19 protein-coding genes are annotated in these 25,061 nt (G+C 64.6%); 12 read left to right on the plus strand and 7 right to left on the minus strand.

From position 1 onward, the window contains the following. Nucleotides 1–23: 23 nt before the first annotated feature. The 3 genes from HY019_RS08280 to HY019_RS08290 are packed head-to-tail and all read right to left on the minus strand — an operon-like array spanning nucleotide 24 to nucleotide 2,921. Nucleotides 24–671 carry a phosphatidylserine decarboxylase gene (locus tag HY019_RS08280; RefSeq protein ID WP_290690188.1) on the minus strand — a complete coding sequence of 216 codons (648 nt, stop codon included), beginning with the start codon at nucleotides 669–671 and terminating at the stop codon, nucleotides 24–26. 18 nt (nucleotides 672–689) lie between these two features. Beyond that, on the minus strand, nucleotides 690–1,973 hold the full coding sequence (locus tag HY019_RS08285; RefSeq protein ID WP_290690190.1) for a mechanosensitive ion channel domain-containing protein: 1,284 nt from the start codon (nucleotides 1,971–1,973) through the stop codon (nucleotides 690–692). A gap of 12 nt (nucleotides 1,974–1,985) precedes the next feature. Next, complete coding sequence (locus HY019_RS08290) at nucleotides 1,986–2,921, minus strand: histone deacetylase family protein (protein ID WP_290690193.1); 936 nt, start codon at nucleotides 2,919–2,921, stop codon at nucleotides 1,986–1,988. A 49-nt stretch (nucleotides 2,922–2,970) separates the two neighbouring features. Here HY019_RS08290 and HY019_RS08295 point away from each other — a divergent pair, with 49 nt between their 5' ends. The 5 genes from HY019_RS08295 (at nucleotide 2,971) to HY019_RS08315 (ending at nucleotide 9,024) form a co-directional block, all read left to right on the plus strand. Next, nucleotides 2,971–3,939: a MoxR family ATPase gene (locus tag HY019_RS08295; RefSeq protein ID WP_290690194.1), complete on the plus strand. Its 969-nt coding sequence runs from the start codon at nucleotides 2,971–2,973 to the stop codon at nucleotides 3,937–3,939. After that, nucleotides 3,936–5,042: a DUF58 domain-containing protein gene (locus HY019_RS08300; protein WP_290690196.1), complete on the plus strand. Its 1,107-nt coding sequence runs from the start codon at nucleotides 3,936–3,938 to the stop codon at nucleotides 5,040–5,042. Before HY019_RS08295 ends, HY019_RS08300 begins: the two co-directional genes overlap by 4 nt. Next, nucleotides 5,039–7,147: a DUF3488 and transglutaminase-like domain-containing protein gene (locus HY019_RS08305; RefSeq protein WP_290690198.1), complete on the plus strand. Its 2,109-nt coding sequence runs from the start codon at nucleotides 5,039–5,041 to the stop codon at nucleotides 7,145–7,147. The genes HY019_RS08300 and HY019_RS08305 overlap by 4 nt, the downstream gene beginning before the upstream one ends. 40 nt (nucleotides 7,148–7,187) lie before the next feature. Continuing rightward, nucleotides 7,188–8,405 carry a lytic murein transglycosylase B gene (mltB, locus tag HY019_RS08310; protein ID WP_290690200.1) on the plus strand — a complete coding sequence of 406 codons (1,218 nt, stop codon included), beginning with the start codon at nucleotides 7,188–7,190 and terminating at the stop codon, nucleotides 8,403–8,405. Between the two features lie 283 nt (nucleotides 8,406–8,688). Next, nucleotides 8,689–9,024: an H-NS histone family protein gene (locus HY019_RS08315; protein WP_290690201.1), complete on the plus strand. Its 336-nt coding sequence runs from the start codon at nucleotides 8,689–8,691 to the stop codon at nucleotides 9,022–9,024. 53 nt (nucleotides 9,025–9,077) lie between these two features. Here HY019_RS08315 and HY019_RS08320 read toward each other — a convergent pair whose 3' ends face one another. Beyond that, nucleotides 9,078–11,882 (minus strand): pitrilysin family protein, encoded by a 2,805-nt coding sequence (locus tag HY019_RS08320; protein WP_290690203.1) that lies wholly within the window; start codon nucleotides 11,880–11,882, stop codon nucleotides 9,078–9,080. Nucleotides 11,883–12,117: 235 nt separating this feature from the next. Between HY019_RS08320 and HY019_RS08325 the strand changes: the two genes are divergently transcribed. The 4 genes from HY019_RS08325 (at nucleotide 12,118) to ftsH (ending at nucleotide 19,008) form a co-directional block, all read left to right on the plus strand. After that, nucleotides 12,118–13,239, plus strand: a complete 1,122-nt coding sequence (locus HY019_RS08325) for an HlyD family efflux transporter periplasmic adaptor subunit (protein WP_290690205.1) — start codon at nucleotides 12,118–12,120, stop codon at nucleotides 13,237–13,239. Continuing rightward, nucleotides 13,236–15,974, plus strand: a complete 2,739-nt coding sequence (gene rbbA, locus HY019_RS08330) for a ribosome-associated ATPase/putative transporter RbbA (RefSeq protein WP_290690207.1) — start codon at nucleotides 13,236–13,238, stop codon at nucleotides 15,972–15,974. The genes HY019_RS08325 and rbbA overlap by 4 nt, the downstream gene beginning before the upstream one ends. A gap of 16 nt (nucleotides 15,975–15,990) precedes the next feature. After that, nucleotides 15,991–17,121 (plus strand): ABC transporter permease, encoded by a 1,131-nt coding sequence (locus tag HY019_RS08335; RefSeq protein ID WP_290690267.1) that lies wholly within the window; start codon nucleotides 15,991–15,993, stop codon nucleotides 17,119–17,121. Nucleotides 17,122–17,214: 93 nt separating this feature from the next. Continuing rightward, nucleotides 17,215–19,008: an ATP-dependent zinc metalloprotease FtsH gene (gene ftsH / locus HY019_RS08340; protein ID WP_290690272.1), complete on the plus strand. Its 1,794-nt coding sequence runs from the start codon at nucleotides 17,215–17,217 to the stop codon at nucleotides 19,006–19,008. Here ftsH and HY019_RS08345 read toward each other — a convergent pair. Beyond that, nucleotides 18,953–19,615 carry a hypothetical protein gene (locus HY019_RS08345; protein WP_290690208.1) on the minus strand — a complete coding sequence of 221 codons (663 nt, stop codon included), beginning with the start codon at nucleotides 19,613–19,615 and terminating at the stop codon, nucleotides 18,953–18,955. The genes ftsH and HY019_RS08345 overlap by 56 nt on opposite strands. Before the next feature lie 140 nt (nucleotides 19,616–19,755). Between HY019_RS08345 and HY019_RS08350 the strand changes: the two genes are divergently transcribed. The 3 genes from HY019_RS08350 to HY019_RS08360 are packed head-to-tail and all read left to right on the plus strand — an operon-like array spanning nucleotide 19,756 to nucleotide 22,770. Further along, nucleotides 19,756–20,718 (plus strand): HlyD family efflux transporter periplasmic adaptor subunit, encoded by a 963-nt coding sequence (locus HY019_RS08350; RefSeq protein ID WP_290690211.1) that lies wholly within the window; start codon nucleotides 19,756–19,758, stop codon nucleotides 20,716–20,718. Further along, nucleotides 20,715–21,641, plus strand: coding sequence for an ABC transporter ATP-binding protein (locus tag HY019_RS08355; RefSeq protein WP_290690213.1), 927 nt, complete (start codon nucleotides 20,715–20,717; stop codon nucleotides 21,639–21,641). Before HY019_RS08350 ends, HY019_RS08355 begins: the two co-directional genes overlap by 4 nt. Further along, nucleotides 21,622–22,770, plus strand: a complete 1,149-nt coding sequence (locus HY019_RS08360) for an ABC transporter permease (RefSeq protein ID WP_290690214.1) — start codon at nucleotides 21,622–21,624, stop codon at nucleotides 22,768–22,770. Before HY019_RS08355 ends, HY019_RS08360 begins: the two co-directional genes overlap by 20 nt. 36 nt (nucleotides 22,771–22,806) lie before the next feature. Here HY019_RS08360 and HY019_RS08365 read toward each other — a convergent pair whose 3' ends face one another. Then, the gene (locus HY019_RS08365; protein WP_290690217.1) at nucleotides 22,807–23,304 is read right to left on the minus strand and encodes a hypothetical protein; all 498 of its coding nucleotides are present in this window, start codon (nucleotides 23,302–23,304) and stop codon (nucleotides 22,807–22,809) included. 109 nt (nucleotides 23,305–23,413) lie between these two features. Then, nucleotides 23,414–25,027, minus strand: a complete 1,614-nt coding sequence (gene ntrC / locus HY019_RS08370; protein ID WP_290690226.1) for a nitrogen regulation protein NR(I) — start codon at nucleotides 25,025–25,027, stop codon at nucleotides 23,414–23,416. Between the last annotated feature and the right edge of the window lie 34 nt (nucleotides 25,028–25,061).

The following is a 25,061-nucleotide window of genomic DNA, read 5'->3' on the forward strand; positions in this document are numbered from 1 at the left end:
TTGCGGGGAAACAGGTTGCACAGTCAAGCCTTGTTCAGGGTTGCCAGAATGGTGGTGGTGGCCGAGACCTTGTCGCCGGGGGCGACTTTAGGTACGGCGTTGGGCGGCAGGTAGACGTCCACCCGCGCGCCAAAGCGGATCAAACCGTAGCGCTGACCACGCGTGAGCGTGTCACCCGGCTTGACCCAGCACAGGATGCGGCGCGCGATGAGCCCCGCTACCTGCACCAAGGTGACCAACTGGCCGTTGGACTCGATCACCAGCGCATTGCGCTCGTGGTGACGAGAGGCCGTGTCCAGATCCGTGTTCAGCAACTGGCCGGGAATGTACTCGACCTGCCGGATCACGCCGTCCACACTGGCACGGTTGGCGTGCAGGTTGAACAGGCTCATGATCACGCTGATGCGCAAGGCATCGCGGTTGGCGTAGGGATCACGGGCCTTTTCAATGCGGACGATGCGGCCGTCTGCGGGCGACAGCACGACGCCAGCCTGCGAGGGGATGACACGCGGGGGGTCGCGAAAGTAAACCGTGTGGACAACCAGCCCGGCCAGTGCCAGCGCACCGGCAACCAGGGGGCCTTGCCAGGCCAGCGCAATCAGGCAGACCAGCAGGAGCACGCCCAGAAAAGGCCAGTTCTCCCGGCTCGGTAGGGGAAAGGGAAAGCTCATCGTGCGGCGGAGGATACCTCAAGCCGCGTGTACTTGGTGCATAACCCGCTGCGGGTACGGAATGTCCACCCCCAGGCGATTGAGCGTGTCCAGGATCGCCAGGTTGACCGCAGAGCGTGCGCCAAGCTGGCCGTTTTCGGGGTCGGCGATCCAGAAGGCGATGGTCAACTCCAGGCCGTCCGAGGCGAAATTGCTCAGGTGCACGGCAGCCGAGGGCTCCGTCACGACACGGGGCACGGCCGTCACGGCATCCCGCAAGGCCGGCATCACCATGGCCAGGTCCGTGTCGTAGCCCACCTGCACCACCGTGGTCAGCATGAGTTTGTTGTCCGCCAGCGAAGCGTTTTCGACCCGCTGGGTGATCAGCAACTCGTTGGGCACGATGGACTCGCGCCCGGAGGACGAGCGCAGCACGGTGTAGCGGGTGTTGATGTCGGTGATGCGGCCCTCGAAGTTGTCCACCTTGACCAGATCGCCAATGCGCAGGCTGCGTTCAGCCAGGATCACGAACCCGCTCACATAGTTGGCGGCCAGCTTCTGCAGGCCAAAGCCCAGGCCCACGCCCACGGCCCCGCCCAGCACGGACAAGGCCGTCAGATCGATGCCTGCCGCCGACAGGGCCATGATCAGGCCCAGGGTCAGCAAGATGGCGCGGATGGCGTTGGCCGCGATCTTGCGCATCGACAGGTTGTCGGTGGCGCCCTTGAGCAGCTTGGTCTCGATGGCCGACGACAAGCTCAGGCTCAGGATCAGGACCAGCACGGCACTGAGCGAGCCTTCGATCAGGTTGCGCAGGCTGACCTGCGTGGCGCCGATCTTCCAGGTGATGCCCTCCAGCTCGCCCATGACCATGGGCATGATGCCCGTGACCCACAACACGGTGACGATCCAGGCCAGCCAGGACACGGTGCGCTCGACCACCCTCACCGTCTGCGATTTGGGGAAGGCCACCCGCAGCACCTTGACCGTCAGGCGGATCACGGCCAGGGAGGCCAGCACCGGGATGACGAGCCGGAAAACCGTCAAGGGCAGCATGCCCATGAAGGCGCGCCGGGCCGCCAGGGAAAGCAGCAAGGCCAACACGGGGAACAGCACCCCGTCGACCACATGGCGGCCAAACCAGACGGAATGGGGATCGCCCTTGGCGCCGCGCCACAAGCGCAGCAGCAACCATGACAGCGCCAGGCAGCCCAGCAAGATGCCGGCCTCGGCCAGGGCCGAGCGCTGCTGAAGCCCGTCTAGCAGCTGGATCAGTTCTTCGGAGGTGATGGGATGGGTGACCTGCGCGGTGCTCACTGACATGAAGGTGTGTATTTAGTTTTCGATCAGCGTTCGCACATGCGCCGCCACGCTGCGGGCCAGCGCGCTGAGGTTGTAGCCGCCTTCCAGGCAGGACACGATGCGCCCCTTGCTGTACTTGCTGGCCACTTCCATGATTTTCGCCGTGATCCAGGCGTAGTCGGCCTCGACCATGCCCAGGCCACCCATGTCGTCTTCGCGGTGAGCATCAAAACCGGCGGAGATGAAGATCATCTCGGGCTGGAAGTCCTCCAGCCGGTACAGCCAGTAGCTCTCCACCACGTCCCGGATCAGCTTGCCGTCGCTGCGGGCCGGTATGGGGATGTTGACCATGTTGCCCGCACGCGACTCGGCACCACTGTATGGATAGAAGGGATGTTGGAACAAGCCCACCATCAGCGCCCGGTCGTCGCCCGCGAGGATGTCTTCGGTGCCGTTGCCATGGTGCACATCGAAATCGACCACGGCCACGCGTTTGAGGCCACGCACATCCAGCGCGTGCCGTGCCGCCACGGCCACATTGTTGAAGAAGCAGAACCCCATGGTCTGGTTGTGGGTGGCATGGTGGCCAGGCGGGCGGATGGCGCAAAAAGCGTTGTCCAGCTTGCCGTCGATCACGGCATCCGTGGCGGCGATGGCCGCCCCCGCGGCGCGCCAGGTGGCGGCGCGGGTGCCTGGGCTGGCCCAGGTGTCCGGGTCCAGCGCGCGGGTGTCGCCCGTGGCCTCCAGTTGCTGCAGGAAGTCGTCCAGTGTCAGCACGTAATTGAGGTCGTGCGCCAACGCCAGATCGGTGTTGCTGGCCAGTGGCACGTCGGGCGAGAGCATCAGCACGTCCAGCCCCTGCGCACGCAGTTGATCTTCAATGGCCCTGATGCGCTGGGGGCATTCCGGGTGCCCTGCCCCCATGTCGTGTGCCAGACAATCGGAGTGTGAAAAATAGCCGGTAGCCATGGGTCAGCTTTGCCCCGCATGCTGTGCGGGTTTGAGTTAATGTCGCGTCATGCTGCGAAACGACTCGAACCACGTCCTGCCGACTAGCGGCGCCACGTCCATCAAGGGCTCGCAAATCACTCAGCTCATTGATCAGGTTAGCACGATCATTGTGGGCAAGCGCGAGCAGGTCACGCTCAGTGTGATCTGCCTGCTTGCCTCAGGTCATCTTTTGATCGAAGACGTGCCGGGCGTGGGCAAAACGACCTTGTCACAGGCCCTGTCACGCAGTCTGGGTCTGAGCTTTTCACGCATCCAGTTCACCTCCGACCTGCTGCCCTCCGACCTGATCGGGGTGAGCGTGTACGAGCGCCAAAAAGAGGCTTTCGTCTTCCACCCCGGACCGGTGTTTGCCCAGGTGCTGCTGGCCGATGAAATCAACCGTGCCGGCCCCCGCACCCAAAGTGCGCTGCTGGAAGCCATGGAAGAGCGGCAGGTATCCGTTGAAGGTGAGACACGCCCCCTGCCCGCCCCGTTTTTCGTGATCGCCACGCAAAACCCGTCCGAGCAACTGGGCACACACCCCTTGCCCGAGTCCCAGCTGGACCGCTTTGCGATGCGGCTGTCTCTTGGCTACCCCGACCCGGCCGCCGAGCGATCCTTGCTCACGGGCGTGGACCGGCGTGGCGCGATGCTGGCCTTGCAGCCCGTCATCACACCGGCGCAGTGGCAGCAATGGCAGGCCCGCGTGGACGAAATCCATGTGGCAGACAGCCTGATTGACTACCTGCAGGCCCTGATCACGGCCACGCGAGACGGACGCTGGTTCGCCCTGGGTCTGAGCCCCCGCGCCGGCCTGTCACTGCTGCGGCTGGCACGGGCCCGCGCGATGGTGCTGGGGCGCCAGCATGTGTCACCCGAGGACATCCAGGCCTTGTGGATTCCCGCTGTCGCCCACCGGCTGATGCCCTTGCCACAATCGGGCCGCAGCGCCGCGGCCCAGGCCCGCGCCCTGCTGGAGGCCACGCCCGTTCCATGATGAGCCGAGCACGGGCGCTCTTCTCGTTGGGCCGCTCGCCAAAAGGCGCGGGCTGGATCGTGCAGCGCGTGTCGGCCTGGTGGGAAGCCAGGCTGCCTCGGCGCGATCAGCTCACATTGAACCAGCGCAATCTGTACATCCTGCCCACCAGGGCGGGCTGGAGCTTTGCATTGGTGTTCACGGTGCTCCTGCTGGCCTCCATCAATGAACAGGTCAACCTGGGTTACGCCCTGAGCTTCTTGCTGGGGGGCGCGTCCATGGCCGCGCTCTACCAGACGCACGGCAACCTGCATGGTGTGAACCTGCGCCTGCTGACGCTGCGAAGCGTGCACGCCGGCCAGGTGCTGCGCGTGGGCATCACCTTGAGCAACCAGCATCGCAAACTCGGCCGCTACGGTTTGCGGATCACGGCCGGCCCCAAGGCACCCGAGGGCACAACAAAAGGCCCGGGCTCGCCCCAGCACGCCGAACTCAGCCCGGGCAGCGACTGCACGGTCGAGGTGGACGTGGCCACGCGCCAGCGTGGTTGGCTGACGCTGCCCCGCATCACGATTGACACCTGCTTCCCTCTGGGTCTGTTTCGCGCATGGGCCTATTGGCTGCCGCAGACAAGGGTGCTGATCTGGCCCGCCCTGGACGCCCATGCCCCTGCCCTCCCGCATGAGCACCGGGTCGTCTCGTCCGAGCAATCTCACCGAGCGACCTCGGTCAGTTCCGACATGCCCGAAGGCCTGCGCGACTACCGCCGAGGTGATCCGCAGCGCTGGATCGCCTGGAAGAAATCCAGCCATGCACTGGCTTCAGGCACCGGGCTGGTCAGTCGCGAACCGGCCCAAGGCCACAGCCCCGATCTCTGGCTGGACTTTGAGCAAAGCCCCGGCATGAGCGGCCTGGATGCCGAGGCGCGCTTGTCCCGCCTGGCCAGCTGGCTGATCCAGGCTGAACAACAGGCTTCATCGCAAGGCCCGATTTATGGCTTGCGCCTGCCTGGTGTCTCGTTGAGCTGCGGCGCAGGGCCGCATCACCTGCGTCACTGCCTGGATACCCTGGCCACCTGGGCACCGTCCGGCGCTGAGCAAGCCCGGCAGCGGAGTGCAGCATGAAGCGGCTCCAGGCCACGGCGATCAGCCGGGAAGGCCGCGACAACCTGCTGCTGCTGGCCGTGCTCGCGCTCAGCATCCTGCCTCACCTGCCGCGCCTGCCGCTGTGGTCGTCCATCAGCACGGTATTGGCCATCGTCATCCGGGCGCGGCTGGCCTGGCGCGATGCCCCCTTGCCCCCGCGCTGGATCCTGCTGGTGTGCCTGGCCGCTGGCATGGGCATGACGGTCTGGACCTTCCACACCTTGTTTGGCCGGGAGGCGGGCATCACCCTGGTCTGCCTGCTGGCCGGGCTCAAGACCCTGGAGCTGCGCGCGCGCCGGGATGCCTTCGTGGTGACTTCGCTGGGCTTTTTCCTGATCCTGACCCAGTTTCTGTATTCGCAAAGCCTGTTCATCGCGGCGCTGATGCTGGTCGTGCTGATGGGCATGCTGACCTCGCTGGTGCTGGCGCAAAGGCCAATGGGCCGCCCCACCATCTGGTCGGCGGTCAAGATCGCGTGGCGCAGCGTGCTCATGGGCATCCCGGTGATGCTGGCCTTGTATGTGCTCTTTCCGCGCCTGGGGCCGCTGTGGAGCGTGCCCGCCGATGCTGGCCCACGAACAGGCCTGTCAGACCGCATCAAGCTGGGACACGTGGCCGAGCTGGCCCAGGACGACTCGGTGGCCATGCGCGTGAAGTTCATCGATGTGCCCCCCGTCACGGCCAAGTTGTATTTCCGTGGACCGGTGCTGGATTATTTCGATGGGCGCAACTGGGTGGCCCGGCCACGCGCCCAGGAGCCGGTCAGTGTCGATGACGTCTACCAGCCCACCCCAGTGGGCGCGGCCACCCGCTACCAGGTCACGTTGGAGCCCAGCAAGGTCAGCACGGTGCCGCTGCTGGACGGCACGCTGATGGCAGGCCCCACGCCCCCGCTCACCGAGCCTCGCCTGGAGCGAGACGGGTTGAACTGGACCTCGTCGCAAACGCTGGCAGACCGCACCCAGATTGACGCGCAGGCGTGGCTGACCATCCTGCATGGCCCCAAACAAGGCACGCCATTGCTGCGCCCCTGGCTGCAACTGCCCGCAGGCTTCAATCCCCGCACCCTGGCCTGGGCGCAAGCCTTGTTGCAACGCCCGGAGCTGGCCAATGCCGACCCGAAAAGCCTGTCCAACGCGGTGTTGAGGCACATCCGGCAAGGCGCCTACCACTACACCATGACCCCCGGCGAGGATGGGATCGACACCCAGGGCCGCCCCGTGCGCGACCTGATCGACCACTTCTGGCTCGATACCCGAGAGGGCTTTTGCGAACACTATGCGACGGCCTACGTGGTCATCATGCGCGCCATGGGCATCCCCAGCCGCGTGGTCACCGGGTATCAGGGTGCCGAAATCAACCCCGTCGACGGCCTGTTCGTGGTTCGCAACAGCGACGCCCACGCCTGGGCCGAGTTCTGGCAGCCTGGCGAGGGCTGGGTGCGCGTGGACCCCACGGGGGCGGTCGCGCCTGAACGCATTGAACGGCCACGCCAATCCGCTGGCAACCGTGGCGCGCTGCAAAACGCCTTGTCCAGCATCGATCCGGCCGTGTGGGGCCGTATGCGCGACTATATGGACGCCACCAACCACCGCTGGAACATCTGGGTCCTGCAGTACTCCCGCCATCGCCAGATGCAGTTGCTCAAGGACTGGGGGATGCCCTCCCCAAACTGGATGGACCTGGTCAGGCTGTGCGGCATCGTCATCATGTGCACCAGCCTGCTGGGCATAGGCTGGTTGTGGTGGACCCGGCCGCGTACACCACGCACGCCCTGGAGACGGCCCCTGATGCGGGTGCACCGGGCCCTGCAAGCGGCTGGGCTGCCGCCCCCCGAAGACAGCCCGATGCCCGCCCCAGCCATGACCTGGGCCGCACGCATCGAGCGCCTTGACGCGCCCGAGCCGCTGCAACCCGTGAAGCAGGCGCTGATCGACGCGCTGCGGCAACTCGACGCCCTGCGCTACGCGCCGCATCAAGGCAGCACCCGTCAAGCCCGCCAACTGCGCACGGCCTTGATTCAAACGATTCAACAACAGGCGCAGCAGTGGCGCGCCATCAGGCGACGGGATCGGGCAAACTAGGCTCATCCTGCTTCATGCGCGTCCCGCGCGATCTTTGACCATGCCTGCGGTGCCCCCAGCCACCTTCTTTCCTTGCCACCGCGGTGTGATCGCCGCCACCTTGTGTGCCCTGTTGGCGGCATGTGGCTCCAGCAAGCCCACCCCGCCCGCGCTCGGCACGCTGCCCTCGCTGAGCATTTCCAGCTCGGCGGTGCAAGCGGTTGAGGCCGCGCCCGAGGATGGCCTGTCGGCCTCGGCCAAACCCACGGCCATCCCCGACACCCCGCCGCTGAGCACCCGCTCACTGCAAGGCAACCCTTCACCCGACAGCTACGCCGCCCGCGAAGACGCCAGACAACTGGCCAGCGAACTGGCGCGGGCCCAGGAGCTGAATGAAGCCTGGGTCTGGGAAGCCGTATCCAGGGCGCGCTACAAGGAGAGCGTCACCAGGCTCATGATGCCGGCTGGCCCCGGCACCGCCAAGAACTGGGGCGTATACCGCAGCCGCTTCGTGGAGCCGATCCGCATCCGCGCTGGCGTCAACTTCTACCGTCGTTATGAGGCCGACCTCAAACGCGCCGAAACCATCTACGGCGTGCCTGCCAGCATCATCGCGGGCGTGCTGGGCGTGGAAACCATCTATGGTCGCCAGACGGGCACCTTCCGCGTTCTGGACGTGCTGACCACGCTCACGCTCGACTTTCCAAAAGGCCGAAGTGATCGCAGCGCCTTTTTCAAGGCCGAACTGGGCCAGTTTCTGAAACTGTGCCAGGAACAACAGATGGAGCCCGATAGCGTGCTGGGCTCCTACGCCGGCGCAATCGGGTTGCCGCAATTCATGCCCAGCTCGATTCGGCGGTATGCGGTGGACTTTGATGCTGATGGCCACATCGACCTGCTGCGCAGCCCAGTCGATGCCATTGGCAGTGTGGCCCACTACCTGGCCGAGCATGGATGGCAAGCAGACTGGCCGGCCTATTTCGATATCAAACCGCCGCAAGACGAACAGGCCCTGGCCAAACTGCTGGCACCAGATATCGTGCCCAGTTTCTCTGCCACAGCCATGCAAGGGCTTGGAGCGGCTTTGTCAGCCAGCGGACAAAATCACCCCGGCCAACTGGCGCTGGTACTGCTGCAAAACGGCACCGAGGCCCCGACGCTGGTTGCAGGCACATCTAATTTCTACGCCATTACGCGATACAACCAGTCCAGCTATTACGCCATGGCCGTGATTCAACTGGGTGAGGCCGTTTCCCGCGAAGCTGCGCGCGTAAATTGACAGAGCCCGCATCCTGAATTTTCGAGTTGAAAAACAGTTGCGGAAAGCACTGCATCGCAGATGAAGCGGATCGTGCACGTTTCACGCCATATACGGCACTTTCGGACTGCGCTTTACCGATGCCAACATATTGAGTTTGCACAGGCATTTATTTTGTGTTTAGAATTCGCGCATGCCGAAGGGCCTGCGCCGTCAAAAGCTTGATCTGGTTCAGGGCCTCGGCAGTCGGCATCTTCCAATAAGTATTCATTGCCCTTGATACCCGGGCCATAAAGGACACCACATGAGCAACTACCAAGAGCTTCTCGCACAGAAAGCCGCGCTCGAAAAGCAGGCGGCAGATCTGGAAAAGCAACTACAGGACGCACGCCGTGCTGAACGTGCTGGCGTGATTGCTCAAATCAAATCACTGCTGGCTGAACACGGTCTGACCGTGGCCGATCTGGGCCTCAAGCCCGGCAAGCCTGCAGGTGGTGGTAGCGCATCCGCTGGCCGCAAGGTGGCCCCCAAGTACCGCAACGCCCAGACCGGCGAAACCTGGACGGGCCGTGGCCTGCAACCCAAGTGGGTTCAAGCTGCTGTGGCCTCCGGCAAGAAACTCGAAGATTTCGCGATCTGAATTTCAGATTGAAACAAAAAAAGGCCGGTTGCAAGACCGGCCTTTTTTATTGCTCAGGGCTTGGCAGGTTTGAAATCACCTGCAAGACCCAATACAAACTGTTCAGGCTTCAGATACCGCTTCAAGGCCTGATTGACCTGATCCAGTGTCAGAGATTCCAGCGCCGCATCGACTTGCGCCGCCAGCGCGAATGTGCGGTCAAGGTAAAGGTTGCTGACCCAACCCGCCGCCAGGCGTGCATCCTGAGCACGGCTCAAACGGCGGAAATTCAGCAAGCCACGCTTGCCCGATTCAAACTCGGCCTGCGTGAAGCCCTGCGTCAAGGCGCGGTTGACCTCTTCCTTGAAAGCAGCCTCCACCTTGTCCCGATTCTGTGGGGCAAAGATGGCCGATGCCGTCCATTCCGAATGCTGCTCGATAGGGTTCCAGTTGACCGAGCTGTACACGCTGTAAGACAAGCCTTCCTTTTCGCGGATGCGATTCCACAAGCGTGAATCACCACCCGCGCCAAGCAAATGATTGGCCAGCATGAATGCCGCGTAATCCGGATCACGGTCGCTCAAAGGTACCGGCAAGGTCACGGACATGGCTGCATTTTGTTTATCCGGTGTTGGCAGCACCATGCGGGCGGGCGGCAGTTTGATCAGCGGATTGGGCACGCGCACAAATGGTTTGTCATTGCGCCAATCGCCAAAGCCGGCTTGCAGAGCCTGTTTCACAGCATCGGCATCCAGATCGCCCACGGCAGAGAACTGCGCGTTATTGGCCGCCAGGAAGGCCGAGTGGAAAGCGCGCACGCGATCGATCTGCACGCCCTTCCAGTCCGCTTCGGTTTCAGCAAAGGTACGGGCGTAGCGCACATCGCCCACGGGGTAAGGGTTGCCGTGTCGACCAATGGCCTCGGCCAGCACCGCTTCGGGCTCCTTGCTTTGCTCTTCCAGCGCCGCCAGGGCCTGATGGCGCACTTCCTCCAGGGCATCAGCAGGCAAGGCGGGATGGCGCAGGACATCAGCCACCAGCGCCACCACGGCCGGCAGGTGCTCACGCTTGGTCGCCAGGTTGACCATCAACTGCCCGGGCGCCGAGTTGAAACTCACCTCGGCCTGCAAGGCATCGAGCTTGTCTTGCAGTTGCTGGCGATTGAGCGTGGTGGTGCCTTTGTCCAGCAAGGCGGCCAGTGCGGCGGGTGCCTCACCCCAGTTTGCCAGTGACTTTTCGTCGCCATAACGCAAGGTCAGGCTGGCCTTGACGGCCTGGCCGCGGGTGGACTTGGCCAGCAAGGCCACCTTCATGCCCGAGGGCAAGGCAAAGCGCTGTGTGCGCGCATCGATGTTGGCCGGGCTGGCATCAAAGGCCTCGGCCTTGGCCTGCGCGCCTTGTGCCTTGAAGTCCTTGAACATGTCGGCCACGCTCACGCGTTCGGGCTGGGGTGCACGCTCTGGTGTGGGCGTGGGCACGTACTGGCCCAGCGTCCGGTTGGAGGACACGAAGACCTGCCCCGCCACACGCCGGACATCGGCCAGCGAAGCCGACTTGATGCGGTCACGCGTCAGGAAGAACAGGCGCCAATCACCCTGGGCCACCGACTCGGACAAGGCCACCCCGATGCGTTGCGGATCCGAGAAACCCATGTCCCACGATTTGAGCCACTTGGCTTTGGCACGGTCCAGTTCCTCCTGGGTGATGGGTGTCTGCTTGAGCGAAGACTCGATCACATCCAGCATGGCCTTGCTGGACACGGCGGCGTCCTGCTGCGGCGAGAGCTGGGCACCCAGCAGGATGAACCCGGGATCGGCCAGGCCTTCGGAGAAAGCGAACACGCCGGCGGCCAGCTGCTTCTCGGTCAGGGCCTTGTGCAGACGGCCCGAGGGCGTGTCACCCAGGATCACGGAGAGCAGCTCCACCGCGGCATAGTCGACATGGGCGCCGGGCACCACGTGGTAGCCGGCATACAGCAAGGGGACGCCCCCCACGCGGCGCAAGGTCACGGCGCGTTCACCGTCTTGCACCGGGTCCAGGGTGTAGAGATGCGGCAGGGTGCGTGTGGGCTTGGGGATGGCGCCAAAGGCCTGCTGAATCCAGGGCAGCGCCTTGGCCGGGTCGAACTTGCCTGACACGATCAGGGTGGCGTTGTCCGGCTGGTAGTAGCGGTGATAAAAAGCTTGGAGATGGCTGATGTCCACGCCTTCGACATCCGCACGGGCGCCGATGGTGGATTTGCCGTAGTTATGCCACTGGTACATGGCCGAGACGGTCTTTTCCATGAGGATGCGGCTGGCATCGTTTTCGCCCATTTCCATCTCATTGCGGACCACGGTCATTTCACTGTCCAGGTCTTTGCGGGCGATGAAGCTGTGCACCATGGCATCGGCCTGCCAGTTCAGGTACCAGCGCAGGTTGTCCTCATTGGCGGCAAAGCTGGCGAAGTAATTGGTGCGGTCATACCAGGTGCTGCCATTGGCATTGAAGCCGCGCTTGTTGAACTCGCTCCATACCTGCGGGTACTTGGGCGAGCCCTTGAACATCAGGTGCTCCAGCAGGTGGGCCATGCCGGTTTCGCCGTAGCTCTCGTGGCGGGAGCCCACGCGGTAGGTCACGTTGACCGTGGTGGTCGGTTTGGAGTCATCCGGGATCAACAGGACTTGCAGGCCGTTGGCCAGGCGGTATTCGGTGATGCCTTCAACCGCGGTCACCACCGTGGGTGCCGCGCTGACCGACACGGCCTTGCCGGAGGCCACCTGCCCCACCGGCGCCGCATACCCTGGCATGGCCAGCGTGGAGGCGACCAGCAAGGTCAGCACGCTCACCACGAAACGCGGTGACTGACGAAAACGAGAAACACGGTTGGATGGGTTCATGGGTTTGTTCGTTTGGCGATGGGTTCCAGGAAAGGCCCTGGATGAGGCTCAGCTTCACTGAGTGTAGGGCGCCTGTGTAAAGGTTCCGTTTCGGATATCCCAGCACCTCACGCGCCTGACGCATCAGCGCCTCACCTGGCTTTGTGCGATGTCATCGCTGGCCCGCTTGATGCATGGTAAAAAACGGCGTTCTCTTGCATTCCCTCTGCACTCATCCATCCCACGCGGGCCGCGCATGACCAACTCCACCGATTCCCGGACATCACTGCTGCGCAAAGTCGTCATCGGGGCGGTACTGGCCACATTGGCTGGCGCCGCTTTCCTGGCCTGGAACCGGCTCAAGCCCCAAGGCCTGCCAGCCAGCATCGCCAGCGGCAATGGCCGCATCGAAGCCACCGACATTGATGTGGCCACCCGCACCTCGGGGCGTTTGAAAGAGCTGCTGGTCAAGGAAGGCGACGATGTCACCGAGGGTCAGGTGATCGCCCGCATGGACACAGCCACCCTGGACGCCGATCTGCAGCGCGCCCAGGCCCAACTCAAGCAAGCCGAAAACAGCAAGAACACCGCCGCGGCCGTGCTGGCGCAACGCGAACAAGCGGTGACCACCGCCTCTGCCGTGGTCGCGCAACGGCAGGCCGAGGTGAATCTGGCGACCAAGCAGTTGCAACGCACGCAGGAGCTGATCAACAAAGGCTTTGTATCGCCCCAGAAGCTCGACGAGGCACAAGCCCAGTTGGCCGGCGCCAAAGCAGGCCTGAGCGCTGCCCAGTCTCAAGTAGCAGAGGCGCGCTCTGCCATCGTGGCCACCAAATCCCAACTGGTTGAAGCCGACTCTGTCATCGCGACGGCCCAAGCCTCGCTGGCGCGCGTCCAGGCGGACCTCAATGACACCGTGTTGCGCGCCCCTCGCGCCGGGCGGGTGCAGGTGCTGGCGGCCCAGGCCGGTGAGGTGCTGGGCGCTGGCGGCCGCGTGGTGTCGCTGGTGGACGTGGGCGACGTCTACATGACCTTCTTCCTGCCTGAGACCGCCGCCGGGCGCCTGGCGATCGGCAGCGACGTGCGGCTGGTGCTGGACGCCGCCCCCCAGTATGTGATCCCGGCCAAGGTGTCTTTCGTAGCCAGCGTGGCCCAGTTCACCCCAAAGACCGTGGAGACGACGGCCGAGCGCCAGAAGCTGGTCTTCAAGGTGCGCGCCCAGATCGACCGTGCCCTGCTTGAGCGCTACCGCCAACAGGTCAAGACCGGCATGCCGGGCATGGCTTACGTGCGCGTCCAGCCTGATACGCCCTGGCCCGACAAGCTCGCCACCGCCCTGCCCGCCCAGGCCTACGACAAGCCGAGCAGCGCACCGTGAACCCGCCTGTTGCCGACATCCAGTCGCTGAGCCATGCCTACAAGCGGGTCAAGGCGCTGGACGAGGTCACCCTGAGTATCCCAGCGGGCTGCATGGTGGGGCTGATCGGCCCCGATGGCGTGGGCAAGTCCACGCTGCTGGCCCTGCTGGCGGGTGCGCGCCAGATCCAGGCCGGGCGCATCCAGGTGCTGGGGCAGGACATGGCAAAGGCTTCGCACCGCCGTGAGGTCTGCCCGCGCATCGCCTACATGCCGCAAGGCCTGGGCAAGAACCTGTACGCGACCTTGTCCGTGCGCGAGAACGTGGACTTCTTTGGGCGCCTGTTCGGCCATGGTGAACGCGAACGCGCCGCGCGCATCCAGGACCTGCTCACCAGCACCGGCCTGGCGCCCTTTGCCGATCGCCCTGCCGGCAAGCTGTCGGGTGGCATGAAGCAGAAGCTGGGCTTGTGCTGCGCGCTGATCCATGATCCGGACCTGCTGATCCTGGACGAACCCACTACCGGCGTGGACCCGCTGTCGCGCCGCCAGTTCTGGGAGCTGATCGAGCGCATCCGCTTGCGCCAGCCCGGCATGAGCGTGCTGATCGCCACCGCCTACATGGAAGAAGCGCAGCGCTTTGACCACCTGGTGGCCATGGACGCCGGGCGCGTGCTGGCCACGGGCAGCCCCGCCGAGCTGTTGAAGCAGACCGGCCGCGATGACCTGGAAGCAGCCTTCATCCAGCTCCTGCCCGCACAACGCCGGGAAGGCCACCACGCGCTGGTGGTGCCACCTCGCACCGGCCACGATGGTGACATCGCCATCCAAGCCCAGGGCCTGACCTGCCGCTTTGGCGACTTCACGGCTGTGGACCATGTCGACCTGTCCATCCACAAGGGCGAGATCTTCGGTTTCCTGGGCTCCAATGGCTGCGGCAAGACCACGACCATGAAGATGCTCACCGGGCTGCTACCCGCCACAGAAGGCTCGGCCTCGCTGTTTGGCCATCCGGTGGACGCCAATGACCTGGGCATCCGCCAGCGCGTGGGCTATATGTCGCAAGGCTTCTCGCTGTACAACGAGTTGACCGTGATCCAGAACCTGGCGCTGCACGCACGGCTGTTCCATGTGCCTGCCGAGCAAAGGGCCGAACGCGTGCGCGCCATGCTTCAGCGCTTCGATCTGGAGTGCGTGGCCACCGAGCTGCCCGAGAAGCTGCCACTGGGTGTGCGCCAGCGCCTGTCCTTGGCCGTGGCCGTGGTGCACCAGCCCGATATGCTGATCCTGGACGAGCCCACCTCGGGCGTGGACCCGATCGCACGCGACCGCTTCTGGGAGCTGATGATCCAGCTGTCACGTGAAGACGGTGTCACCTTGTTCATCTCGACGCACTTCATGAACGAGGCCCAGCGCTGCGACCGCATCTCGCTGATGCATGCGGGGCACGTGCTGGCCAGCGGCACGCCCACCGACCTGATGCACCAGCATGGTCACCACAGCCTGGAAGAAACCTTCATTGCACTGCTGGAGCAAGCCCAGGCAGGTGACGTGGCCAACCCACCAGAAGTGCCCATTCAAGCAGCAGCTCAAACCGAAGCCCCGCGCCTGACGTCCGCCCGCCAACGCTCTACCCGTTTCAGCCTCGCCCGCCTGCTGAGCTACGCCCACCGCGAATCGCTGGAACTGCGGCGCGACCCCATCCGCCTGACGCTGGCATTGCTGGGCACGGCCTTGCTGATGATCATCATGGGCTACGGCATCAGCATGGATGTGCAGGACCTGCGCTTTGCCGTGCTGGACCGCGACCAGACCTCGATCAGCCGCGACTACGTGCTCAACATCGCCGGCTCGCCCTACTTTCTGGAGCAGCCCCCCATCCAGAGCGATGCCGATCTGGACCGGCGCATGCGCAATGGCGAGTTGAGCCTGGCCGTGGAGATCCCACCCGGCTTTGCGGCTGACCTGCAACGAGGCCGCCCCACCAGCATCGGCGTGTGGGTGGATGGCGCCATGCCGCAGCGCGCCGAAACCGTGGCCGGTTATGTGCAAGGCCTGCATGCCAGCTACCTGAGCGAACAACTGGCGCTGCACGGCATGGCCACACCCGCACTGGCCCAGGTCGAGATCCGCTACCGCTACAACCCCGATGTCAAAAGCCTGTACGCCATGGTGCCGGCCGTGATCCCCATCCTGCTGATCTTCATCCCGGCGATGCTGACGGCGCTCGGCGTGGTGCGCGAGAAGGAGCTGGGCTCCATCATCAACCTGTACGTCACCCCTGTCACCAAGCTGGAGTTCCTGCTGGGCAAGCAACTGCCCTATATCGGCACCGCCATGGTCAGCTTTGCCTTGATGACGGCCATGGCCGTCTGGGGCTTTGGTGTGCCGCTCAAGGGCAGCCTGCTCACGCTCACGGTGGGTGCCCTGCTCTACGTCACCGCCGCCACGGGCCTGGGCCTGTTCATGTCCACCTTCACGGGCAGCCAGATCGCCGCCATCTTCGGCACCTCGCTGGCCACCATGCTGCCGGCCATCCAGTTCTCCGGCATCATCAACCCGGTGTCCTCGCTGGAAGGCTTTGCGGCCGTGCTGGGCCGCATCTACCCGACAGGCCCGTTCCTGATCATCAGTCGGGGCACGTATTCCAAGGCGCTGGGTTTTGCCGAGTTGTGGCCTTACTTCGTGCCACTGGCGCTGGCCATTCCCGTGCTGACCATCGTCAGCGTGGCCTTGCTCAAGAAGCAGGACAAGTGAGCGCACCATGACCAACATGCAGCGATCACTGGCCAATGTTTTCAACTTGGGCGTCAAGGAACTGCGCAGCCTGTGGCGCGACCGCCTGCTGCTGCTCTTCGTGATCTGGGCCTTCTCGGGCGCGCTCTACACCGCCGCTAAAGGCGCACCAGACCGCCTGCACCGTGCGCCCATGGCCGTGGTCGACGAGGACCAGTCCACCCTGTCGCAGCGCATCGTCAATGCCTTTTACCCGCCCACCTTCATGAAGCCCAGCGCGATCGGCCTGCCTGACATGGACCCGGGCATGGACGCCGGCCGCTACACCTTCGTGATGGACATCCCGCCCGACTTCCAGCGCGACGTGCTGGCCGGCAAATCGCCTGCCATCCAGCTCAATGTGGACGCCACCCAGATGAGCCAGGCCTTTCTGGGCTCAGGCTACATCCAGAGCATTGCGCTGGGCGAGATCGCCGAGTTCGTGCAACGCGAGCGCACGGTCAGCACACCTCTTGTAGACCTGGCCATGCGCATGCGCTTCAACCCCGCGCTGGACAACACCTGGTTCATGGGCGTGATGGAGCTCATCAACAACGTGACCATGCTGTCCATCATCCTGACCGGCGCTGCCTTGATCCGCGAGCGTGAACACGGCACCATCGAGCACCTGCTGGTGCTGCCACTCAAGCCTGTCGAGATCATGCTGGCCAAGGTCTGGGCCATGGGGGCGGTGGTGCTGCTGGCCACGGGCCTGGCCGTGCACTTCGTGCTGCGCGGTGCGCTGGAGATGCCCGTGACCGGCTCGGTCGGGCTGTTCATGGCAGGCTGCACCCTGCACCTGTTTGCCACCACCTCCATGGGCATCTACCTGGGCACGGTGGCGCGCTCCATGCCGCAACTGGGCCTGTTGATGATCCTGGTGCTGCTGCCGCTGGAAATGCTCTCGGGCGGCATGACCCCCAGCGAGAGCATGCCCGAGGTGGTGCGCTTCATCATGCTGGGCGCGCCGACCACGCACTTCGTGAGCTTCGCGCAGGCTATCCTTTACCGTGGCGCGGATCTGAGCATCGTGTGGCCGCAGTTTGCCGCCATTGCACTCATCGGCACCGTGTTCTTCACCGGCTCGCTGCGGCGGTTCCGCTCGGCCGTCAGCCGCATGCAAAGCTAAAGGCGTCGCACCGTGTTCACTCCGCCCTCCACACCCAACCAAGGTCACAACGGCAACAACAAGCCCTGGCCCCTCAGCCCCTGGGGGCTGGCCCTGATCCTGTTGACCGTGCTGTGGGTGCGCGACCTGTGGGTCAACAACGCCCAGGTGCAGCCCATGCCGTACAGCGAGTTCGTGCAGCACCTGCAAAGCGGCGACGTGGCCTCCATCCGCATCGGCAGCAACATCATCGAAGGTGAGCTCAAGAAGCCGCTGCCCGATGGCCGCCAGCGCTTCGTCACCACCCGCGTGGCGCCCGAGCTGGCCAAGGACCTGGCCGCCCACAATGTGCGCTTTGAGGGCGTGGTCGAGAACACCATCGTGCACGACCTGCTCTCCTGGGTGCTGCCGGTGTTGCTGATGTTCGGCCTGTGGAACCTGTTGGCCCGCAAGATGATGAAGGACGGCGGCCTCGGTGGGCTGGGCGGCATGATGAGCGTGGGCAAGAGCCGTGCGCGGGTCTATGCCGAAACCGATGTCAGCGTGCACTTTGAAGACGTGGCTGGCGTGGACGAAGCCAAGGACGAGCTGCGCGAATCCGTGGACTTCCTGAAGAACCCCAAGTCCTATGGGCGGCTGGGTGCGCGCATGCCCAAGGGCATCTTGCTGGTGGGCCCACCCGGTACAGGCAAGACCATGCTGGCGCGCGCCATGGCCGGCGAAGCAGGCGTGCCCTTCTTCTCGATCAGCGGCTCGGAGTTCGTCGAGATGTTCGTGGGCGTGGGGGCCGCGCGCGTGCGCGACCTGTTCGAGCAGGCCCGCGAGGCGGCACCCGCCATCATCTTCATCGACGAGCTGGACGCACTGGGCCGCGCGCGTGGTGCCGGGCCCTTGAGCGGCGGCCACGACGAGAAAGAGCAAACCCTGGACCAGTTGCTGTCAGAGATGGATGGCTTTGACGCCAGCGTCGGCGTGGTCATCCTGGCTGCCACCAACCGCCCTGAAGTGCTGGACCCTGCCCTGCTGCGCGCTGGCCGCTTCGATCGCCAGGTGCTGGTTGACCGCCCCGACCGCAAAGGCCGCATCGACATCCTGCGCGTGCACCTCAAAAAGATCACCATGGCTGCGGATGTGAACCCCGATGCCATCGCCGCGCTCACGCCCGGCTTTGCAGGCGCCGACCTGGCCAACCTCGTCAACGAAGCGGCGCTGCTGGCCACACGCCGGCGCGCCGATGCCGTCGAGGCACGCGACTTCAACGAAGCGGTCGAGCGCATCGTGGCCGGCATCGAAAAGCGCAACCGCGTGCTCAGCGCGCGCGAGCGTGAAACCGTGGCGTATCACGAGATGGGCCACGCCTTGCTGGCTATGGCCCTGCCCGGGGCTGACCCGGTGCACAAGATCTCCATCATCCCGCGCGGCATTGGCGCCCTGGGCTACACCATCCAGCGCCCCACGGAAGACCGCTTCCTGAGCACGCGCACCGAGCTGGAAAACCGCATGACCGTGCTGCTGGGTGGGCGCGCCGCCGAGCAGCTCATGCTGGGCGAGGTCTCCAGCGGCGCGGCCGACGACCTGGCCAAAGCCACCGACATCGCGCTGGACATGGTCACCCGCCTGGGCATGTCGGGCGAGCTGGGCCAAGTGGCGTACGAACGCCAACGCACGCCCTTCCTGGCTCAGTTGCCGCAGTTCGGCTCCGAGCGCAATTACAGCGAAGACACCGCCCGCCACATCGATGAAGCCGTGCGGCAGTTGATCGACGGTGCGTTTGCACGCGCCACCCAAGGCCTGCAGGCGCGGCGAGCCTTGCTGGAACAAGGTGCACGGCTGCTGCTGGAGCGCGAAACGCTCACGGAGGCGGAACTGGCCCCTCTGGCGGCTTCTGCTCGCGCGCTTCCCGCCTGAAATCCTTGCGCAAGGCCTTGAGTTCGGCCTGGTAGTACTCTGCGTCGCCATAGTCCATGAAACGGCGATAGCGCTCGTGCGTGCCCAACACCTTGCGGGCATGCTTGATCGGACACCAGTACTGCTCCGTGCGCGCGGTGATCTCGGTCACATAGGCCAACAGGCCGTTGCCGTAGGCGCAATATTCGCAGTTGAGCTTTTCCAGGCTGTTGAGGTAGCCCAGCTTGTGTCGATCAAACGCAAAGTAGTCCGAGCGTTTGACCTTGGGGATGCCATACAGCGGAAAGCACACCGCCTGGTAGAGCGACACGAACAAGTCCAGCAACACAAACGGGACGAAGACCGAATAGATGAAAGGCGCAGACAACCAGTTCTGCGGCCGGCTGCTGACCACCCAGCGCAGCAAGCCCATGCGCAATTGCCGATGGCGTGCCCGCACGGCACTTTCGAACTCGATGCGCTTGCCTTTGATCTGGAAAAACACCTTGTGCTCGCGCTCATTGAGCACATCGCGCAACTCGTCTTCCAGCTTGGTGATCTGACTGAGCAACTGGCGGATTCGATCGTCCATCAAGGGTGGCCCGGGGGTGACAACAGCCTTCAGCATACGGCCCCGCCAGCACCTTGGGGGCAACAGACCACAAACCCCGTGCACATCAAGCCTGCCACGGCGATCCGCATGTATAACGTATGCAGTCAATTTGCACCCGGTCTCGTATCGAAGACCACCGGGTCACGGAGCCCTCCATGAACATCGCCAAGCGCATCCAGGCAGGGACTGGTTTGCTCATGCTCAGCCTGCTCGCGGCCTGCAAGCCCGATGTACCCGCCTCGTTTTCGGGTTACGCCGAGGCCGACCTGATCTACATTGCCCCATCCGGCGGTGGTGTCCTGCAGGACCTGCGTGTGCAGCGTGGCGACCACGTCACCCAGGGCGCCCCGCTGTTCCAGGTGGATGCCAGCGCCGAGACCTACAACCGGCAGGCTGCCCTCGCCCAGCAAAACCGGGCCAACGCCCAACTGGCCGACCTCAGCAAGGGCCGGCGCCACGAGGAAATCGCGGCCATCCAGGCTCAGCTGGTGCAAGCCAAGGCCGCGCGAGACATGTCCACGGCGCAACTCAAACGTCAGCGTGAACTGATCCGCCAAGGCTTCGTGTCGGCCTCTCAGATGGAAGTGCTGGAGGCCACGCAGACCCGTGATGCCGCGCACGTGAAAGAGCTGGAAGCCCAACTCGCGCTGGCACGCGATGCCGCCCGCCCCGACGCCATCCAGGCGGCCAAGGCCGAGTTGCAGGCCGCGCGCGCCCAGGTCTCGCAGTCCACCTGGGCCGAGACGCAAAAAGCGCGCAGCGCCCCCGTCAATGCCACCGTGTTTGACGTGCTCTTCCGCCAGGGCGAATGGGTGGCCCCCGGTGCGCCCGTCCTTGCGCTATTGCCTGACCACGGCGTCAAGGTCCGCTTCTTTGTGCCCCAGGCCGATCTGGCCAGGGCGAGCATCGGCAAAACGGTCCAGTACCAATGTGATGGCTGCGCCCCGGGGCAGGCCCGCATCAGCTATATCTCGCCGCAAGCCGAGTTCACCCCGCCGGTGATCTACAGCAACGAGAGCAAGGGCAAGCTGGTCTTCATGATCGAGGCCACGCCGCAAGGCGATCACGCCACGCAACTCAAGCCAGGCCAACCTTTGTCGGTGAGCTTCGCCTCATGAATGGCGCAGCCGACCTGGCCATCGATGTGCGTGGCCTGAGCAAGCAATTTGACGGCCGCACCGTGGTCGATGGCATCGACATCCAGGTGCGCCGCGGCGAGATATGCGGCTTTCTGGGCCCCAACGGCAGCGGCAAGACCACCACCATCCGCATGCTGTGCGGCCTGCTGCAGCCCAGTGCCGGCCAGGGCCATTGCCTGGGCTTCGATCTGCTCACGCAGTCGCGCCAGATCAAGCTGCGCACGGGCTACATGACGCAGAAGTTCGGCCTGTACGAAGACCTGTCCATCGAGGAGAACCTGCGCTTCATCGCTGAGGTCTACGACATGCCCAATGAGCGCGAGCTGGTCCGCCAGACGCTGGAGCGCCTGGGCCTGCACGAGCGCCGCCAGCAGCTGGCCGGCTCCTTGTCCGGCGGCTGGAAGCAGCGCCTGGCCCTGGCCGCCTGCCTGCTGCACGACCCTGAGTTGCTGCTGCTCGACGAACCCACCGCCGGCGTGGACCCCAAAGCCCGCCGCGACTTCTGGCACCAGATCCACCTGCTGGCCGCCGAGGGGCTGACCGTGCTGGTCAGCACCCACTACATGGACGAGGCCGAGCGTTGCCACCGCCTGGCCTACATCTCCTACGGCAAGCTGCTGACGGCCGGTACCACGCAGGAAGTGATCGCCGACTCGAAGCTTCAGACCTGGGAAGTCACCGGCCCTCAACTGGACCGCGTCATCGCCCTGACCGCCCAGAGCGATGACTGGATGGCCGTGCCCTTTGGCACCGAGATCCACGTCAGCAGCGTCAGCGCGCAGGACTTTGGCGCCTGGCTGGCCAGTATCGAGCCCCATCACCCCTGGCAGGTCCGCCCGATCCCCACGGGCCTGGAAGACGTCTTCATCCACCTCAGCCGCCATGCGCAAGATAATTTCTGACAAGGCCCTGTCGTGGCGGCGCATCGGGTCGGTGCTGCGCAAGGAGTTCGTGCAACTCAAGCGCGATCGCCTCACGCTGGCCATGCTGATCGGCATCCCGCTGATCCAGCTGATCCTGTTTGGTTACGCCATCAACGGCGACCCCAAGCACCTGCCCAGCGTCATTGCCACCACCGACAACGGCCCCTTGAGCCGCAGCGTGATCCGTGCGATCGAGAACACCGGCTACTTCGACATCCAGGCCGTGGTCAGCGAAGCCGAGGCCGAACGCCAGATCAGTGAAGGCCTGGTGCAGTTCGCCATCGTGCTGCCTTCGGACTTCAGCCGCAAGCTGCTGCGTGGCGAGCGCCCCGTCATCGCGGTCTATGGCGACGCCAGCGACCCATCCACATCGGGTGGCGCCATCTCTGCGCTCAACCAGTTGCCCGCCCAGGCATTGCAGACCGAACTGCGTGGCCCCCTGGCCCATTTGCGCAGCACACAGCCCCCTTTCGAGCTGCGTGTGCACCGCCGCTACAACCCCGAAGGCATCACGGCCTACAACGTGGTGCCGGGCCTGATGGGCATCATCCTGGTCATGACCCTGGTGATGATGACCGCCATGGCCATGACACGCGAGCGCGAACGCGGCACCCTGGAAAACCTGCTGGCCACGCCCGTCAAACCCGTGGAGGTGATGATGGGCAAGATCCTGCCCTACGTGGTGATCGGCTATGTGCAGGTCTCGATGATCTACATCGCCTCACGCCTGCTGTTTGACGTGCCCATGTTCGGCAGCTACCTGCTGCTCACGGCCGCCGTGCTGATCTTCATCATTGCCACGCTGGGCGTGGGCTTCCTGTTTTCGACCATCGCGCGCACGCAGCTGCAGGCCATGCAGATGGCGATCTTCTTCTTTCTGCCCAACATCATGCTCTCGGGCTTCATGTTCCCCTTCCGGGGCATGCCGACCTGGGCGCAGTGGATAGGCGAGGCCCTGCCCGTTACGCACTTCCTGCGCGTGGTCCGGGGCGTGATGCTCAAGGGCTCGACCCTGGCCGATGTGGGCCACGAAATGTGGCCCATGGCCCTGTTCATTGTCCTGGTGGGTGGCCTGGCCATGTGGCGTTACCGCCAGACGCTGGACTGAACGCTGGGCTGATCACCCCCAGGACGGATCGGCTGTTTACCGGGGAGCCGATGCGGCAGAAGGCGCGGCCACCTTGGGCGCCAGCATCACGCGGGTCTTGCCACCCGTGGTCACCAGGATGACGGCGTCACCCGGGTTGAAGGTTTCGTTGCCCTTGGCCTGCACGATCGAGCGGCGCTGGCCGTTGGCCGTTTGCAGCAGGATTTCAATGGCGTCTTCACGCGTACCGAAACGCTCCACGGCATTGCCCACGACAGCCCCTACCACGGCACCGGCCACGCCAATCATGGCCGAGCTGCGGTTGTTGCTGGAGGCACCCATGCCTGCCGCACCGCCCAGCACCCCGCCCGTTACGGCACCGCCGCCACTCTGGCTACCCTCGATCACGACGGGCCGCACATTGAGCACCACGGCGTCTTCCACCTGAGACATGCGCTGGGCATTCTCAGGCTTGATCACGTCAGGGCTGGTGGTTGAACAGGCTGCCAGCACGCACAGGGACACGGCGGCAACCGACTTCAGGGTTACCTGCATAACTTGCTTCATAAAAGCCTCGCTTCAGTACACGAACCGGGCGTCGCGATGACACCCTATTTCGGCACTGTAGCGCAGTCGTGTGAGGCTTGTGTAAAGCGAAGCGGCATCAATCGTCGATGCCCAGCTCCTGGATCTTGCGGGTGATGGTGTTGCGCCCGATACCCAGCTTTTGTGCCGCTTCAATGCGACGACCACGGGTCAGGTCCAGCGCGGTGTGGATCAGGCTGGCCTCGAACTGGCGGGTCAGCACATCCCACACATCGGGCTGGCCGGACTCCAGGCGCGCGCGGGCATCCCGTTCCAGATCCTTGAGCCAGGTTGGCGCGCTCACCGCCCCCCCCACCGCCGGTGCGCCCAGGTCCACCGGCGCCGTTGTGCCGTTTGGCGAGCCGTATGCAAGCACCACCGGGCTGCCCGCCACGCTGGGCGCCGAATAAGCCAGAGGCTCACCCGCCGGTGCCGTCCAGGGGTCAATGGCCACACGCGGCGGCTCCATCTGCGCCGCATGCACAGCGGCCTCAGGCATCGGTGAGTCAGCCGGCACCGCCAATGGTGCGACGTAGGCCTTCTCGTCCAGCAACTCAGGCGGCAGGTCCTTGGTCTCGATTACCTGAGCCGGTGCCATGACAGTCAGCCAATGGCAGATGTTTTCGAGCTGACGGACGTTACCGGGGAAATCAAAACCAGACAGACGGGCCAGGGCCAGCTCGGAAATCCGCTTGGCTTCCACACCCAGGTCCTTGGCGCTCTTTTGCAGGAAAAAGCGCGCCAGCGTGGGGATGTCTTCGCGGCGCTCGCGCAAGGCGGGCAGACGCAGCCGGATCACGTTCAGGCGGTGGAACAAGTCTTCGCGGAACACCCCCTGGCGGACGCGGTCTTCCAGGTTCTGGTGGGTGGCCGCGATCACGCGCACATTGCTCTTGAGCGGGTGGTGGCCACCCACGCGGTAGAACTGGCCGTCGCTGAGCACGCGCAGCAAACGGGTCTGCAGGTCAAAAGGCATGTCCCCGATTTCGTCGAGGAACAAGGTGCCACCATCGGCCTGCTCGAAGCGCCCCCGGCGCATGGTCTGCGCACCCGTGAAGGCCCCCCGCTCATGACCGAACAGTTCCGACTCCAGCAAGTCCTTGGGGATCGCGGCCGTGTTGATGGCCACAAAAGGCCCATTGCCACGGGGGCTGTGCTTGTGCAGCGCACGCGCCACCAGTTCCTTGCCCGAGCCTGACTCGCCGGTGATCATCACCGTCACATTGCTTTGGCTCAGTCGGCCGATGGCGCGGAAGACGTCCTGCATGGCCGGCGCTTGGCCCAGCATCTCGGGCATCTGCGTCACGCGCTCGTCGATCACCTCTTCGCGCACGCTCTCATCCACCGCACGGCGGATCAGCTCAACGGCCTTGGGCAGGTCGAACGGTTTGGGCAGGTATTCGAAGGCGCCGCCCTGGAAGGCCGACACGGCGCTGTCCAGATCCGAGTACGCCGTCATGATGATGACGGGCAGCCCTGGCAGACGCGCCTTGACCTTGGACAGCAGGTCGATGCCCGAGCCACCAGGCATGCGGATGTCGGAGACCAGCACTTGCGGCTCGTCGTCGTCGAGCGCCGCCAGGACATCACGGGGGTTGGTGAACACGCGGACCGGCAGGTTCTCGCGGGTCAGTGCCTTTTCAAGCACAAAGCGGATGGATTGGTCGTCGTCAACGATCCAGATGGGTTTCATGCTGGCCTAGTGTGGATGGCATCCCGAACCGGAT

This window comes from Aquabacterium sp., assembly GCF_016195855.1.
In the GTDB taxonomy this organism is placed as follows: Bacteria; Pseudomonadota; Gammaproteobacteria; order Burkholderiales; family Burkholderiaceae_C; genus Aquabacterium.